This is a genomic window from Serratia sp. Ag1 (assembly GCF_000743355.1).
GTDB lineage: Bacteria > Pseudomonadota > Gammaproteobacteria > Enterobacterales > Enterobacteriaceae > Chania.
In genome coordinates, this window is record NZ_JQEI01000047.1 from 1 (window position 1) to 14,122 (window position 14,122).

Annotated in this window: 12 protein-coding genes; 10 read left to right on the top strand and 2 right to left on the bottom strand. The window is 52.4% G+C overall.

Features of this window, described 5'->3' with window-relative positions; translation table 11 throughout:
- Positions 1-3: 3 nt before the first annotated feature.
- Complete coding sequence (locus tag IV04_RS21815) at positions 4-846, top strand: 23S rRNA (adenine(2030)-N(6))-methyltransferase RlmJ (protein WP_037403341.1); 843 nt, start codon at positions 4-6, stop codon at positions 844-846.
- 45 nt (positions 847-891) lie between these two features.
- Here the strand turns inward: IV04_RS21815 and IV04_RS21820 are convergent, their stop codons facing one another.
- Positions 892-1,701: a DeoR family transcriptional regulator gene (locus IV04_RS21820; protein ID WP_037403343.1), complete on the bottom strand. Its 810-nt coding sequence runs from the start codon at positions 1,699-1,701 to the stop codon at positions 892-894.
- A 249-nt stretch (positions 1,702-1,950) separates the two neighbouring features.
- Here IV04_RS21820 and kbaZ point away from each other — a divergent pair, with 249 nt between their 5' ends.
- The 8 genes from kbaZ (at position 1,951) to IV04_RS21860 (ending at position 10,099) form a co-directional block, all read left to right on the top strand.
- A complete protein-coding gene (gene kbaZ / locus IV04_RS21825; RefSeq protein ID WP_037403344.1) occupies positions 1,951-3,243 on the top strand; it encodes a tagatose-bisphosphate aldolase subunit KbaZ in 1,293 nt (430 codons plus the stop codon).
- Positions 3,244-3,266: 23 nt separating this feature from the next.
- Complete coding sequence (gene agaV, locus IV04_RS21830) at positions 3,267-3,740, top strand: PTS N-acetylgalactosamine transporter subunit IIB (protein ID WP_037403345.1); 474 nt, start codon at positions 3,267-3,269, stop codon at positions 3,738-3,740.
- Positions 3,741-3,750: 10 nt separating this feature from the next.
- Positions 3,751-4,533, top strand: a complete 783-nt coding sequence (agaW, locus tag IV04_RS21835) for a PTS N-acetylgalactosamine transporter subunit IIC (RefSeq protein WP_037403346.1) — start codon at positions 3,751-3,753, stop codon at positions 4,531-4,533.
- On the top strand, positions 4,523-5,398 hold the full coding sequence (gene agaE / locus IV04_RS21840) for a PTS N-acetylgalactosamine transporter subunit IID (RefSeq protein ID WP_037403347.1): 876 nt from the start codon (positions 4,523-4,525) through the stop codon (positions 5,396-5,398). The genes agaW and agaE overlap by 11 nt, the downstream gene beginning before the upstream one ends.
- Positions 5,399-5,422: 24 nt before the next feature.
- Positions 5,423-5,857, top strand: a complete 435-nt coding sequence (agaF, locus tag IV04_RS21845; RefSeq protein ID WP_037403348.1) for a PTS galactosamine/N-acetylgalactosamine transporter subunit IIA — start codon at positions 5,423-5,425, stop codon at positions 5,855-5,857.
- Between the two features lie 292 nt (positions 5,858-6,149).
- Positions 6,150-7,295, top strand: coding sequence for an SIS domain-containing protein (locus IV04_RS21850; RefSeq protein WP_037403349.1), 1,146 nt, complete (start codon positions 6,150-6,152; stop codon positions 7,293-7,295).
- A gap of 12 nt (positions 7,296-7,307) precedes the next feature.
- Positions 7,308-8,186 carry a tagatose-bisphosphate aldolase subunit KbaY gene (kbaY, locus tag IV04_RS21855; protein ID WP_037403351.1) on the top strand — a complete coding sequence of 293 codons (879 nt, stop codon included), beginning with the start codon at positions 7,308-7,310 and terminating at the stop codon, positions 8,184-8,186.
- A gap of 23 nt (positions 8,187-8,209) precedes the next feature.
- Positions 8,210-10,099: an enterotoxin gene (locus tag IV04_RS21860; RefSeq protein WP_037403352.1), complete on the top strand. Its 1,890-nt coding sequence runs from the start codon at positions 8,210-8,212 to the stop codon at positions 10,097-10,099.
- A 139-nt stretch (positions 10,100-10,238) separates the two neighbouring features.
- On the opposite strand, the gene IV04_RS21865 is transcribed toward IV04_RS21860, so the two are convergent.
- Positions 10,239-12,137 (bottom strand): calcium-binding protein, encoded by a 1,899-nt coding sequence (locus IV04_RS21865; RefSeq protein ID WP_037403353.1) that lies wholly within the window; start codon positions 12,135-12,137, stop codon positions 10,239-10,241.
- Between the two features lie 409 nt (positions 12,138-12,546).
- Between IV04_RS21865 and gorA the strand changes: the two genes are divergently transcribed.
- Positions 12,547-13,899, top strand: a complete 1,353-nt coding sequence (gorA, locus tag IV04_RS21870; protein WP_037403354.1) for a glutathione-disulfide reductase — start codon at positions 12,547-12,549, stop codon at positions 13,897-13,899.
- The last annotated feature ends 223 nt before the right edge of the window (positions 13,900-14,122 follow it).

Sequence of the window (14,122 nt, forward strand, 5' to 3'; positions counted from 1 at the left end):
AATATGCTCAGTTACCGCCACAGTTTTCACGCTGGCAACCACGCCGACGTGCTCAAGCACACCGTTCAGAGCCTGATCATTGAAGCGCTGAAAGAAAAAGAGAAACCGCTGCTGTATCTGGATACTCACTCCGGTGCCGGGCGTTATCAATTGAGCGGTGAACACGCTGAGCGCACCGGGGAATACCTGGAGGGCATCGGCCTGCTGTGGCAGCGTGACGATCTGCCGGAAGAACTGGCGGCTTACATGAGCGTGGTACATAACTTCAACCGTTCGGGCACCCTGCGTTACTACCCAGGCTCGCCACTGATTGCCCGCCAATTGCTGCGCCCGCAGGATAAAATCCACCTCACCGAGCTGCACCCGAGCGATTACCCGCTGCTGCGCAGTGAGTTCCAGAAAGATGAACGTGCCAAAGTGCAGCGTGCCGACGGTTACCAGCAGCTCAAATCCCAGTTGCCGCCCCCTTCGCGCCGTGGCCTGATCCTGATGGATCCTCCTTATGAGATGAAAACCGACTATCAGGACGTGGTCAAAGGCATTCAGGAAGGTTACAAGCGTTTCGCCACCGGCACCTATGCGCTGTGGTACCCAGTGGTGCTGCGCCAGCAGATCAAACGCATGCTGAAAGAGCTGGAAGCCAGCGGCATTCGTCGTATCCTGCAGATCGAACTGGCGGTCAAGCCCGACAGCGATCAGCGCGGCATGACCGCCTCTGGCATGATCGTGATTAACCCACCGTGGAAGCTGGAGCAGCAGATGAATAACGTGCTGCCATGGCTGCACAAAGTGCTGGTGCCCTCTGGCATCGGCCACCATCTGGTGAACTGGGTGGTTCCCGAGTAATCCCCCGCCTGGCCGCCTGCCTGGGCGGCCTGCTTATCATCGCCGTTATTTACCGACCAGTACCACCTGAATACCACTCTTACGCAACCCCTCGAGGCTTGCGGCTGAAATATCACTATCCGTGATCACCATGTGTATACGCTGTATATCAATGATCTTATGCAGGCTGGAACGATCAAACTTGCTGGAATCAGTGACCACAATGATCCGTTCAGCCACCTCACACATCCGGCGGTTGAGGCGCGCCTCATCTTCATTATGGGTGCTGACGCCGCGTTCCAGATCGATAGCATCAACCCCCAGAAACAGCATATCGAAATGGTAGTTCTGCAACGACTGATCGGCCTGATCGCCATAAAATGACAGGGATTGGCGGCGCAGGTGCCCACCGGTCATCAGCAGTTCCACGCCTTCGGCTTCCAGCAGCGCATTGGCGACGTTCATGCCATTCGTCATGGCAATCACCTCTTTATGCTGGCGCATCAGGCGTGCGATCTCATACGTGGTGGTGCCTGAGTCGAGAATAACCCGGTGACCGGGCTTGATCAGCTCTACCGCCGCACGCGCAATGCTCCGTTTCAGGGAAGTATTCAAGGAGCTTTTATCTTCCAGCGAAGGCTCCACCGGGGGAGTGGACGGATCGCATATCAGCGCGCCGCCATAAGCGCGTACCGCAATCCCCTGCTTTTCCAGAAAAGCCAGATCGTTACGGATAGTCACGGTAGAAACGCTGAAAAAAGCCGATAAGTCATTGACCTGTACGCTGCCCTGCTGGCGTAAACGCTGGATGATTTGCTCGCGTCTTTCGCTAGTCCCAATGATGCGCTTTTCGGTAACGGAATCGCTGTTATGCATAGAAGATCCTTTCATAAAATCCTTTGTTTCATTTCGCTTGGCCTATTAAGTCCTTTCTTTTGCTGGAAAGCAAGCCTTGCCCTGAAGAGCCATTAGCGGTTTCACCTGTTACCAACCTTTCGTTTCATGCCTTTTGTGAAACGGATCGCAACTTAAATATCCTTTTCTTTATTTTAATCTGACGTTAACGCAGTATAAACAGACGCAAATCGAAAGATATCACACCAAAAAACCGATATGGAGAAGAAAGTGAAACATTTAATCGAGTTTGTGGCCAACCATAAACAGGACAAACGTTGTGGTATCTTTGCGGTTTGTTCTGCTCATCCGCTGGTGCTGGAAGCCGCCATGCGGCACGCCAAAGCAACCCACTCGGCTCTGCTGATCGAAGCCACCTCAAATCAGGTTGATCAGTACGGTGGCTACACCGGTATGATGCCCGCCGACTTCCGCCGCTTCGTTTTGCAGTTAGCCGATCAACAACATTTTCCTCACCAGCATCTGATCCTGGGCGGCGACCACCTTGGCCCGAACCGCTGGCAAAACCAACCTGCCGCAGAAGCCATGGCCAAGGCCGATGAGCTGATTCGCAGCTATGTGCGCGCCGGGTTCAAAAAAATCCATCTCGATTGCAGCATGTCCTGCGCCGACGATCCGGTGCCGTTAACCGATGCGATCGTTGCCGAACGGGCAGCGCGCTTAGCGCGAATCGCCGAGCAAACCTGCATTGCGCAGTTTGGGGAATCCGATCTGGTGTACGTTATCGGCACCGAAGTGCCGGTGCCGGGTGGCGCGCATGAAACGCTGGCGGCGTTGGCCGTCACCACGCCGCAGGCGGCAAAAGCCACGCTTGCAGCCCATCACCATGCGCTGGAGCAGCAAGGACTGAGCGATATCTGGCCGCGCATTATCGGGCTGGTGGTACAGCCGGGCGTCGAGTTCGATCATACGCAAGTCATTGATTTTCAGCCACAGAAGGCGTTGGCACTCAGCCAGATGATCGAGGCTTCTGACACTATGGTGTTTGAGGCCCACTCCACCGATTACCAGACTCCGCTCGCCCTGCAACAACTGGTTCAACATCACTTTGCGATCCTGAAAGTCGGCCCAGCGCTCACCTTTGCCCTACGTGAAGCCCTGTTCTCGCTAGCGGCCATCGAACGGGAACTGCACCCGGCGCATCAGTGCTCGGGGTTGCGTGATGTGCTGGAAAGCGTGATGCAGGATCACCCGCAATATTGGCAGCAGCATTATCAGGGCAGCGGTGAAGCATTACGTCTGGCACGCGGCTACAGCTACTCTGACCGCGTGCGCTACTACTGGCCCGATCGGGATATCGACGGCGCCTACGATCGGCTGGTCAGCAATCTGGCCAGCGAACCCATTCCGCAGCCGCTGATCAGCCAATATCTGCCGCTGCAATATGCCAAAGTTCGTGAAGGGTTGATTGTCGCAACGCCACACGAACTGATTATCGACCATATCCAGGATGTGCTACGCCAATACCATGCTGCCTGCATGGGCCAATCTCCATCTATTTAACACAATGATAATAAGGGGAAAACATGCCAAACATTGTATTAAGCCGCATTGATGAACGCCTGATCCACGGTCAGGTTGGCGTGCAGTGGGTCGGTTTTGCCGGTGCCAATCTGGTGCTGGTCGCTAACGATGCCGTTGCAGAAGATTCCGTGCAGCAAAACCTGATGGAGATGGTGCTTGCTGAAGGGATTGCCGTGCGTTTCTGGCCGCTGCAGAAAGTGATCGATAACATTCACCGCGCTGCCGATCATCAGAAGATCCTGCTGGTTTGCAAGAGCCCGCAAGATTTCCTCACCCTGGTACAAGGCAACGTACCGCTCAAACGTATCAACGTCGGCAACATGCACTACGCCGAAGGCAAAAAACAAATCGCCAAGACCGTCTCTGTAGATGCTCAGGACATTAGCGCCTTCAACGGCCTGCAAGAGGCCGGTGTGGAGTGCTTTGTCCAGGGCGTCCCGACTGAACCGGCTCAGGATCTCTACAAAATTCTCTGAGGTATCTGTTATGGAAATCAGCTTATTACAAGCAGCAGCGCTGGGTCTCCTGGCCTTTATTGCCGGGTTGGATATGTTCAACGGCCTGACGCACCTGCACCGCCCGGTGGTACTCGGCCCGCTGGTGGGCCTGATTCTGGGCGATCTGCATACCGGTATTTTAACCGGCGGCACGCTGGAACTGGTGTGGATGGGGTTGGCTCCGCTGGCCGGGGCGCAACCGCCCAACGTGATTATCGGCACCATTGTCGGTACCACCTTTGCCATCACTACCGGGGTCAAACCGGAAGTCGCCGTTGGGGTAGCAGTGCCATTCGCGGTTGCGGTGCAGATGGGGATTACCTTCCTGTTCTCGATCATGTCCGGCGTAATGTCGCGAGCCGATCGCATGGCGGCCAATGCGGATACCCACGGCATTGAACGCATTAACTATATCGCGCTGCTGGTGCTCGGCATTTTCTACTTCCTCTGCGCCTTCCTGCCCATCTATTTCGGGGCCGAACACGCGAAGTCGGTCATTGATGTGCTGCCCGCACGGCTGATCGACGGCCTCGGCGTGGCAGGCGGCATTATGCCAGCCATCGGTTTTGCCGTGCTGCTGAAGATCATGATGAAGAACGCTTACATCCCCTATTTCATTCTCGGTTTCGTTGGTGCTGCCTGGCTGAAACTTCCGGTGCTGGCGATTGCCGCCGCCGCACTTGCCATGGCTCTGATGGAGTTGATGCGTAAAGAACCGACTCCGCCGCAACCTTCCCGCGTACAGCAAGAGGAATTTGAAGATGGCATCTGATACCCAGACTCTGCCGCACACTGGTGGGCAAGAAACCCTGCTCAGCGACGGTAACGACAGCACTTATGAAGATCAGACGGTTGGCGTAGAGCTGACCAGGCAAGATATCAACCGCGTGGCATGGCGCTCTATGCTGTTGCAGGCGTCGTTCAACTATGAACGTATGCAGGCCTGCGGCTGGCTTTACGGCCTACTGCCCGCGCTGAAGAAGATCCACACCAACAAACGCGATCTGGCGCGGGCGATGAAAGGCCATATGGGCTTCTTTAATACCCACCCGTTCCTGGTCACCTTTGTGATTGGCATTATCCTGGCGATGGAGCGCTCCAAGCAGGATGTGAACAGCATCCAGAGCACCAAAATCGCTGTCGGCGCACCGTTGGGTGGGATTGGCGATGCCATGTTCTGGTTGACCCTGCTGCCGATCTGCGGCGGTATCGGGGCCAGCTTGGCGCTGCAAGGCTCGATCCTTGGCGCGGTGGTGTTTATGGTGATGTTCAACGTCGTCCATCTCGGGCTGCGTTTCGGGCTGGCCCACTATGCTTACCGCAAGGGGGTGGCGGCGATCCCGTTGATTAAGGCCAACACCCGGAAGGTCGGCCACGCTGCTTCGATTGTTGGGATGACGGTGATCGGTGCGCTGGTTGCGACTTACGTGCGCCTCTCTACCACGCTGGAAATCACGGCGGGCGATGCGGTGGTGAAACTGCAAGCCGATGTGATCGACAAACTGATGCCTGCTTTTTTACCGCTGGTCTACACCCTGCTGATGTACGCCCTGGTGCGTCGCGGTTGGAGCCCGCTGCGGCTGATCGGCATCACCGTGCTGCTCGGGATTGTCGGCAAGTTTGCTCACTTCTTGTAACCCACGAATAAGGAGAGAAGACGCATGTTAAGCATCATTCTTAGCGGCCACGGTGGGTTTGCCAGCGGGTTAGAACAAGCGATGAAGCAGATCCTGGGCGAACAGCCGCAGATTATTGCCATCGACTTTCCTGAGAGCTCCACCACCGCGTTGCTGAAAAGCCAGTTTGAACAGGCAATAGCCACACTCGACGCGAGCGAAGGGCTGATATTTTTAACCGACCTGTTGGGTGGCACGCCGTTCCGCGTCGCCTCAACGCTGGCGTTGCAGAAGCCAGGGTACGAAGTGATTACCGGCATCAACCTGCAATTGCTGTTAGAGATGGTGCTGGAACGCGAAGGGCTGAGCAGTAACGAGTTTCGCCTGATGGCGCTGGAATGTGGCCACCGTGGCCTGACCAGCCTGGTGGACGAAATGGGCCGTGAGCGGACAACCGAGGTGGCTGAAGAGGGAATATGATCCCTTTCACTTCCCGGCCTTAGGTCTGTGGCCTGCGAGCGCACAGACCTTTCTTTTCCTTTTCTTTAAATCTTACCCTCGCGCACCACCTCCGCAATAATTCAATAAATAGAAAGACAAAGCTGATTATCAACACCGATCACAAACTCCGTTTTATTTCCTTTTCTTTGTTGATCTTTCATTTCGTTTTATATAGATTTTGTTTAAGCATAAAGCTGACTCAACGAAACGAAAGGTTGCCCTCTTCTGCTTTGTGCTCCCCCGTCGAATATGCACTGCTAAGGATTGAGTTATGAGTAGAACCCGCACTTCCGGCACCTCAACCTGGACCGAACAAGAGATCCGCCAGCAACCCACCAGTTGGATGGCTTCGCTGAAAAATATCGAGAGCCTGCACGCCAGCATTGCGGCTTTCCTGGCACCGCTCCTACAGAATAACGACCTGAAGATCGTCCTGACCGGTGCAGGCACCTCTGCCTTTATCGGTGACATGATTGCGCCTTGGCTGGCACGCCATACCGGCAAAAACGTGGTTGCGGTACCCACCACCGATCTGGTCACCAACCCCGCTGACTATCTGTACGCCGAGCAGCCAACGCTGTTGGTTTCTTTCGCACGTTCCGGCAACAGCCCGGAAAGCGTCGCGGCGGTTGACTTGGCTAACCAGATCGTCCGGCACTGCCACCACTTGGTGATCACCTGCAACGAAGCAGGCAGCCTGTATAAAAACGCCACCCACAGCGATAACGCACTGGCGCTGCTGATGCCAGCAGAAACCCACGATCGCGGCTTCGCCATGACCAGCAGCATCACCACCATGATGGTCAGTTGCCTGGCGGTGTTTGCGGCGGACGTGATTAACAGCACGACCTTTCAGGATGTGGCCACACGCTGCGCACAAATTATCACGACCCAAGATGATTTCAGCACCGCCCTGTTCGGCGATCTGCCCTTCAAACGCATCGTCTATCTCGGTAGCGGCGGGCTACAAGGTGTTGCGCGCGAAGCCGCGCTGAAAGTGCTTGAGCTGACAGCAGGCAAACTGGCGGCGTTTTATGACTCCCCCACCGGCTTTCGCCACGGCCCTAAATCGCTGGTTAACGGCGAAACTCTGGTGGTGGTGATGGTGTCCAGCCATCCGTACACCCGCCAGTACGATCTGGATTTACTCGCCGAACTGCGCCGCGATCGGCAGGCAATGCATGTGGTCGCTCTTGCCGCAACCACCAGCCCGGAAATTGAAGCTGGCCCGCATATTCTGCTGCCAGCGGCTCGCGAGTTTCTCGACGTCGAACAGGCGTTCTGCTTCCTGATCTACGCGCAAATTTTTGCATTAACCGAATCCATTAAAGCAGGCATCACCCCAGATACCCCTTCTGCCAGCGGCACGGTAAACCGCGTGGTGCAAGGCGTGATGATTCATCCCTGGAAAGGCTGAGAGGATTACGTTATGAGCATTATCTCCACCAAGTATCTGCTGCAAGACGCACAGGCCAGAGGCTACGCTGTGCCTGCCTTCAATATCCACAATGCAGAAACCATTCAGGCAATCCTCGAGGTCTGCCAAGAGATGCAATCCCCGGTGATCCTCGCGGGCACGCCAGGCACCTTCAAGCATATTGCCTTCAGCGAAATCTACGCGCTGTGCGCAGCCTACTCGGCAAGCTACAACATGCCGTTTGCGCTGCACCTCGATCATCACGAATCCCTCGACGACATCAGTAACAAGGTCAGAGCCGGTGTGCGCAGTGCCATGATCGACGGCAGCCACTTGCCGTTTGCCGAAAACGTTAAGCTGGTGAAATCGGTGGTGGATTTCTGCCATCGCTATGATTGTAGCGTCGAGGCTGAGCTGGGCCGTCTCGGTGGTGTGGAGGACGATATGGATGTCGATGAAGAAAGCGCGTTTTTGACCGATCCGCAGGAAGCCTGTCGCTTTGCCGCCCAGACCGGGGTCGACAGCCTCGCCGTAGCGATCGGCACCGCCCATGGCCTGTACAGCAAACGCCCGAAGATTGATTTCAAGCGCCTGGCGGCGATCCGCGAAGTGGTTGCCATTCCGCTGGTGCTGCACGGTGCAAGCGATGTGCCGGATGAATTCGTGCGCAGGGCAATTGAGCTTGGCGTCTGCAAAGTGAATGTCGCCACCGAGCTGAAAATTGCTTTCGCCGCCGCAGTGAAAAACTGGTTTGCCGATAACCCACAAGGTAACGACCCACGCTATTACATGCGCGTCGGCATGGACGCCATGAAAGCCGTGGTGCGCAACAAAATCACCGTGTGCGGTTCGGCAGATAAACTGATCCCGCAAACCTGCACCTCACAGTAAACCTAGAGAAAAAGGATCTTTTGATGAAAACCATGATAAAGAGCTCGTTACTGTTGCTGCTTGTCAGCAATGCCGCTTTCGCCGCCCAGCATCAGTTGAGTAACGACAATATCGCCATCTCGTTTGATGACAGCAACTCAGCGCTGGTGGTCAAGGATAAGGGTTCCGAGCATCAACTTTCACCCAATGAACTGTTCTTTCTCACCCTGCCGGATGAACGCGTGATCCACGCTGCCGATTTTAAAATCAAGCATGTCCAGCAGAAAGGCGATGCGCTTCATATCGATTATGACCATCAGGACTTCGCCGTTAGCGTGGTGTTGAACGTGCTGAAAGGGAAATACGCCAGCATTGACTATACCCTGCAAGCGAAGGGCCAAGCGCAGGAGGTAGCAAAAATCACCTTCTTCCCCACCAAAGGCAAATCACAAGCGCCTTACGTGGACGGCGCGATTAACAGTTCGCCCATCGTCGCCGACAGCTTCTTCATGCTGCCCAATAAGCCTATCGTCAACACCTATGCCTATGAGACCACCACTAACCTTAACGTCGAGCTCAAAACGCCGATCAAAACCGACGCACCGGTCAGCTATACCCTTTATTTCGGTACCTTTGATGAGCCAAGCCAACTGCGCCGCAGCGTAAATCAGTTTATTAACGTCATGCGCCCGCGCCCATATCAACCCTACCTGCACTATAACAGCTGGATGGATATCGGCTTTTTCACCACCTATACCGAGCAAGAAGTGCTCGACCGGATGGACACCTATGCCAATGAGCTGATTAAAAAGCGCGGTGTAAAACTGGACGGCTTCCTGCTGGATGACGGCTGGGACGATCGCACCGGCAAATGGCTGTTTGGCCCGGCGTTCAAAGACGGTTTTGGTGTAGTGAAAGCCAAAGCCGATAACCTGCACACGTCCGTGGGTCTGTGGCTTTCACCGTGGGGCGGCTATAACAAGCCACGCGATATCCGCGTTTCTCATGCTAAAGAGAATGGCTTTGAAACTGTGGACGGAAAATTTGCCCTCTCCGGCCCGAACTATTTCCATAACTTCAACCAGCAGATCGGCAAGCTGATCAAAGACGAGCACATCACTTCGTTCAAGCTGGATGGCATGGGCAACGCCAACTCGTACATTAAAGGCAGCCAGTTCGCTTCCGACTTTGATGCTTCTATCGAGCTGATTAAAAACATGCGCGAGGCTAACAAAGACCTGTTTATCAACCTGACCACCGGCACCAATGCCAGCCCGTCCTGGCTGTTCTATGCCGACTCCATCTGGCGCCAGGGCGACGACATCAACGTCTACGGTAAAGGCTCGCCCGCACAGCAGTGGATGACCTATCGTGACGCCGAAACCTACCGTTCTATCGTAAGAAAGGGGCCACTCTTCCCGCTCAATTCGCTGATGTATCATGGCATTGTCAGCGCCGAGAACGCCTACTTTGGTTTAGAGAAAGTACAAACCGATAGCGATTTTGCCGATCAGGCGTGGAGCTACTTCGCTACCGGCACCCAATTGCAGGAGATGTACATCACGCCATCCATGCTGAACAACGCCAAGTGGGATGCCTTGGCAGCGGCAGCCAAATGGGCGCGGGCAAACAGCGATGTGCTGGTCGACACCCATTGGATTGGCGGCGATCCGACGTTGCTGGAAGCTTATGGCTGGGCATCGTGGAATAAAGACAAGGCTGTTTTTGGGCTGCGTAATCCGTCAGACAAAGAGCAAAGTTACTATCTGGACCTGGCCAAAAGCTTTGAAGTGCCGCAGGGCGAAACCACCCGCTTTGCGCTGAAATCCGTCTACGGCCAAAATGCCACGCTACCCGCAAACTACAGCCAACCGGTGGTCATCACCCTGAAGCCCTTGGAGACGCTGGTGATGGAGGCAATGCCGGTTAAATAACCCTACATTCAGGCCACGCTTCACCAGAAGAAAAAACCACCTTGCCTCTGGTGGCGTGGCTTATTGAATTTCATACTCTTAATTCAAGCTCCCATTTGTGCTGACTCTACCGACAGCGTAATTCAGTCGGTCACTAAAATCATATAATGGCCCCGTGATTCAATGCGAGATAATCATCGATAATTGATGTATGACCTGACGTAGGAAGCAATCTCCCTTGCATTATGCCTACGAGATCATCGACTTGGCTAATATTTAATGATTCCCCATCAGCAGTATTTATGCTCTCTAACTTACCATTACTAAAAACAGCACCCTTATTATTATCAAACCAGTGATGTATTGTAATCTGATCAGTAGAGTTCAATATTGAAATGACAAGATTATCACTATCAGTAGGGGAACCTTTAACTCGGCTGAACCAAAGCTGGTCTATATTAATGTCATTTAAAATCAGGGTATCTACATCACCTTTGCCTAAAGTATCGTTATTGTATTCCCAGATAACATCCTTTCCGTCACCTTTATTAAAAATATAGGTATCGCTACCGTTGAAGCCTTGTAATGTATCATTCCCCTTACCACCGATTAAGATATCATTGGCATAGATACTACCATTGATTGAGTTATTTAACTCATTCCCTATCACCGTTATCTGGGCGTTATTTGATGATAACATGGTATTTGCTCTGAAATTTTCGACATTAGCTGGCAGATGAATAATTGTGTTAGCTTGAATACTACCCAAAAACTCAATAGTATCTGATGCGCCCCCATTTTTATCTTCAAAAATCTCATAACTGGCATTGGCCGCACCTATGACATATTTATCATCGCCATTTCCCCCGTAAAGATAGTTGACGCTGTTATTACCGAGGTAAAAAGTATCATTTCCATCGCCGCCGTTTAATGTTTTGACACCTGCTCCACCATAGAGAATATCCTTACCTTCTCCACCATACAGCACGTCATTACCTGCGCCGCTATGGAGCACATCATTGCCTTTTCCACCATAAAGCGTATCATTGCCATTATTTCCTTTAATAACATTATTTAAATCATTACCATATATTATATCATTGCCTTGAGTTCCATTCGCGTTTTCGATATTTGCACCATAGGCAATACCAATAGCATTGGTTCCATCATAGCTTATTGAGTTTAAGTATGATTTTTCAGGGGCAAGCTTAGGGACTTCAACATAGATTGAACTTCTGGTGCCGCCATTCAGATTGATGACTGAACCCAGGTTAAATGCGCTAACATCGAGTGTATCATTACCCCCGCCATCCCAGATGGTATCAAAAAAATTCAGCTTGTCTGGCGTATATTTGTAAGTTGTATTATCTGCATTGAAATGGGTATTCTTACCATAAATATACTGTAAAGCTTGAATATCAAGAATACCGTAGCTGATGGTTTTGGCCTCATCCAGGTATACCCCCTTAGAATTATATAAGGCCGTTTTTTCCTGCGGATAATGTAAAGAATTCCGCATCTGATTATAAGACATAAGAGTATCCAAGAGCGTAACGTCAGTGAGGTTGCTTGCCTCTTTCCACTGTCCATTAATCTTGACTTGAGTATGGCTGAGCCCCATCGCATGGCCGATTTCGTGTGCGGCAATATAAAATGAGGGTGGAACAGTGACGCCATTAGGCGGGTCGATTTTAAATACCAAGGTGCTAACGCCATTAATTCCAGTGCTGATTCCAGCAGCCCTGAAATTTATCTCATTACTCGCCATGAAGCGCAAATCACCCATTCCGCTTTTGCTTTCATCAATCTCTTTAAAAGTGACATTTGCAAAAGAGCTGAGGTTGCTCAATGATTTCCTGATTAAATCATTGTAAGGATTGTCTGCTGGAATAGGAATGTATGTGGTTCCGAACTCTGTACTGGGTACAGGATTAGTATATGAGGTTTTGGCCATACTCCATGTATAGACGTTACCACCGCCACTAGGTAATGCCTTGTATTGCCTGAAAATAAAATCGATTCCAGGGTTTCCGCTTAAAGGCAATTTTACATTTTCCATAAAATGTCCTCTTAGATGCTTTAAAAATATTAACCCTTGCAGTCATGTCTTTTGATATTTACTTAAAAAAGACTTCCATGTATCAGTAAATACCCTGCAATCTGCCAGGATATTGAATGAGAACTTCAACTAATACGGGAAATATGCGAGAGAATATTGTTAACCACCTATTGCACTGACATTCACTTCCAATGTAATTTTTCACCTCGGTCTTTTTTATATAGTTAGCCTAAGCATCAAAGTCAAGGCGATTGGCAACATGACGACGCGATCTGGCGTCACTTTTTCTGCTTCTGACGGGAGCACAAGCCTCTGCCTATCACAACTATTGACGCAATCTTTGCGACAACCCCCTGCCAGGCGTTAAACTCTAACCTTATTCGAATCACACAACTCATGGAAACCCCAGATGACGAAACATTATGATTATCTAGCAATTGGCGGCGGCAGCGGCGGTATCGCATCGATCAACCGGGCAGCCATGTATGGCCAGAAATGCGCATTGATTGAAGCCAAAGAACTGGGTGGCACCTGCGTGAACGTGGGTTGTGTACCGAAAAAAGTGATGTGGCATGCGGCACAGATCGCTGAAGCTATTCATCTCTATGGCCCAGACTACGGCTTTGATACCACGGTTAACGCATTTGACTGGAAAAAGCTGGTAGCGAACCGTACCGCCTACATTGATCGCATTCATAACTCCTACGACAACGTACTGGCTAAAAACAAAGTTGATGTGATCAAAGGATTCGCCCGCTTCGTTGACGCCCACACGGTAGAAGTCAACGGCGAAACCATTACCGCCGATCACATCCTGATCGCCACCGGTGGCCGTCCAAGCTACCCGAATATTCCTGGCGCAGAATACGGCATCAACTCAGACGGCTTTTTCGAGCTGGACGCCATGCCGAAACGCGTAGCCGTGGTGGGCGCGGGCTACATTGCGGTGGAATTGGCCGGGGTAATGAACGCACTGGGAGCAGAAACCCATCTGTTCGTGCGCAAACAGACACCGCTGCGCGCATTTGATCCGATGATTGTAGAAACGCTGGTTGAGGTGATGAACACCGAAGGGCCACAATTGCACACCGAATCCGTGCCAAAAGCCATCGTCAAAAACGCCGATGGTAGCCTGACGCTACAACTGGAAAACGGCAAAGAGTTCATCGTCGACAGCCTGGTATGGGCGATTGGCCGTGAACCCGCTACCGACAACCTGAATCTGGCGGTCACCGGGGTGAAAACCAACGCCAAAGGTTACATTGAAGTGGATAAATTCCAGAACACCAATGTAAAAGGCATCTACGCCGTTGGTGACAACACGGGTGCGGTTGAGCTGACTCCGGTCGCGGTTGCCGCTGGCCGCCGTCTGTCTGAACGCCTGTTTAACAACAAGCCGGACGAGCATCTGGATTACAGCAATATTGCTACCGTGGTATTCAGCCACCCGCCGATCGGTACTATTGGCCTGACCGAGCCACAGGCAAAAGAGCAGTTTGGCGAAGATCAGGTTAAGGTCTATAAATCTGCCTTTACCCCCATGTACAGCGCCATCACCCAGCACCGCCAGCCGTGCCGCATGAAGCTGGTGTGCGTGGGTGCAGAAGAGAAGATCGTCGGCCTGCACGGCATTGGTTTTGCCATGGATGAAATCCTGCAGGGCTTCGCCGTGGCAGTCAAAATGGGCGCAACCAAGAAAGATTTCGACAACACCGTGGCGATCCACCCAACCGTAGCGGAAGAGTTTGTGACCATGCGCTAACCGGCGCTGTTTATTCAAAGGCATTCTGACCTCAGACTGCTGACAAAGCCGGTTATTAGGGGGAGCGTGCCGAAGGGGTCGTAACGGCGTAAGCCGTCGACAAATTTGCCGGGAGCAAATTTGAACGACGTTATGTCGGCCCGTAGGGTGGGACACAGGGATGTGTCCCATCATAGCCCCTCGGTGCGCTAGACCCGGGTATCTCGGGCTAGAAGACCACTTG

What these genes read in the sequence shown, in the direction of transcription:
- IV04_RS21815 (WP_037403341.1), top strand. Translation starts at nt 4, where the DNA reads ATGCTCAGTTACCGCCACAGTTTTCACGCTGGCAACCACGCCGACGTG.
- IV04_RS21820 (WP_037403343.1), bottom strand. Translation starts at nt 1,701, where the DNA reads ATGCATAACAGCGATTCCGTTACCGAAAAGCGCATCATTGGGACTAGC.
- agaV (WP_037403345.1), top strand. Translation starts at nt 3,267, where the DNA reads ATGCCAAACATTGTATTAAGCCGCATTGATGAACGCCTGATCCACGGT.
- agaW (WP_037403346.1), top strand. Translation starts at nt 3,751, where the DNA reads ATGGAAATCAGCTTATTACAAGCAGCAGCGCTGGGTCTCCTGGCCTTT.
- agaE (WP_037403347.1), top strand. Translation starts at nt 4,523, where the DNA reads ATGGCATCTGATACCCAGACTCTGCCGCACACTGGTGGGCAAGAAACC.
- agaF (WP_037403348.1), top strand. Translation starts at nt 5,423, where the DNA reads ATGTTAAGCATCATTCTTAGCGGCCACGGTGGGTTTGCCAGCGGGTTA.
- IV04_RS21850 (WP_037403349.1), top strand. Translation starts at nt 6,150, where the DNA reads ATGAGTAGAACCCGCACTTCCGGCACCTCAACCTGGACCGAACAAGAG.
- kbaY (WP_037403351.1), top strand. Translation starts at nt 7,308, where the DNA reads ATGAGCATTATCTCCACCAAGTATCTGCTGCAAGACGCACAGGCCAGA.
- IV04_RS21860 (WP_037403352.1), top strand. Translation starts at nt 8,210, where the DNA reads ATGAAAACCATGATAAAGAGCTCGTTACTGTTGCTGCTTGTCAGCAAT.
- IV04_RS21865 (WP_037403353.1), bottom strand. Translation starts at nt 12,137, where the DNA reads ATGGAAAATGTAAAATTGCCTTTAAGCGGAAACCCTGGAATCGATTTT.
- gorA (WP_037403354.1), top strand. Translation starts at nt 12,547, where the DNA reads ATGACGAAACATTATGATTATCTAGCAATTGGCGGCGGCAGCGGCGGT.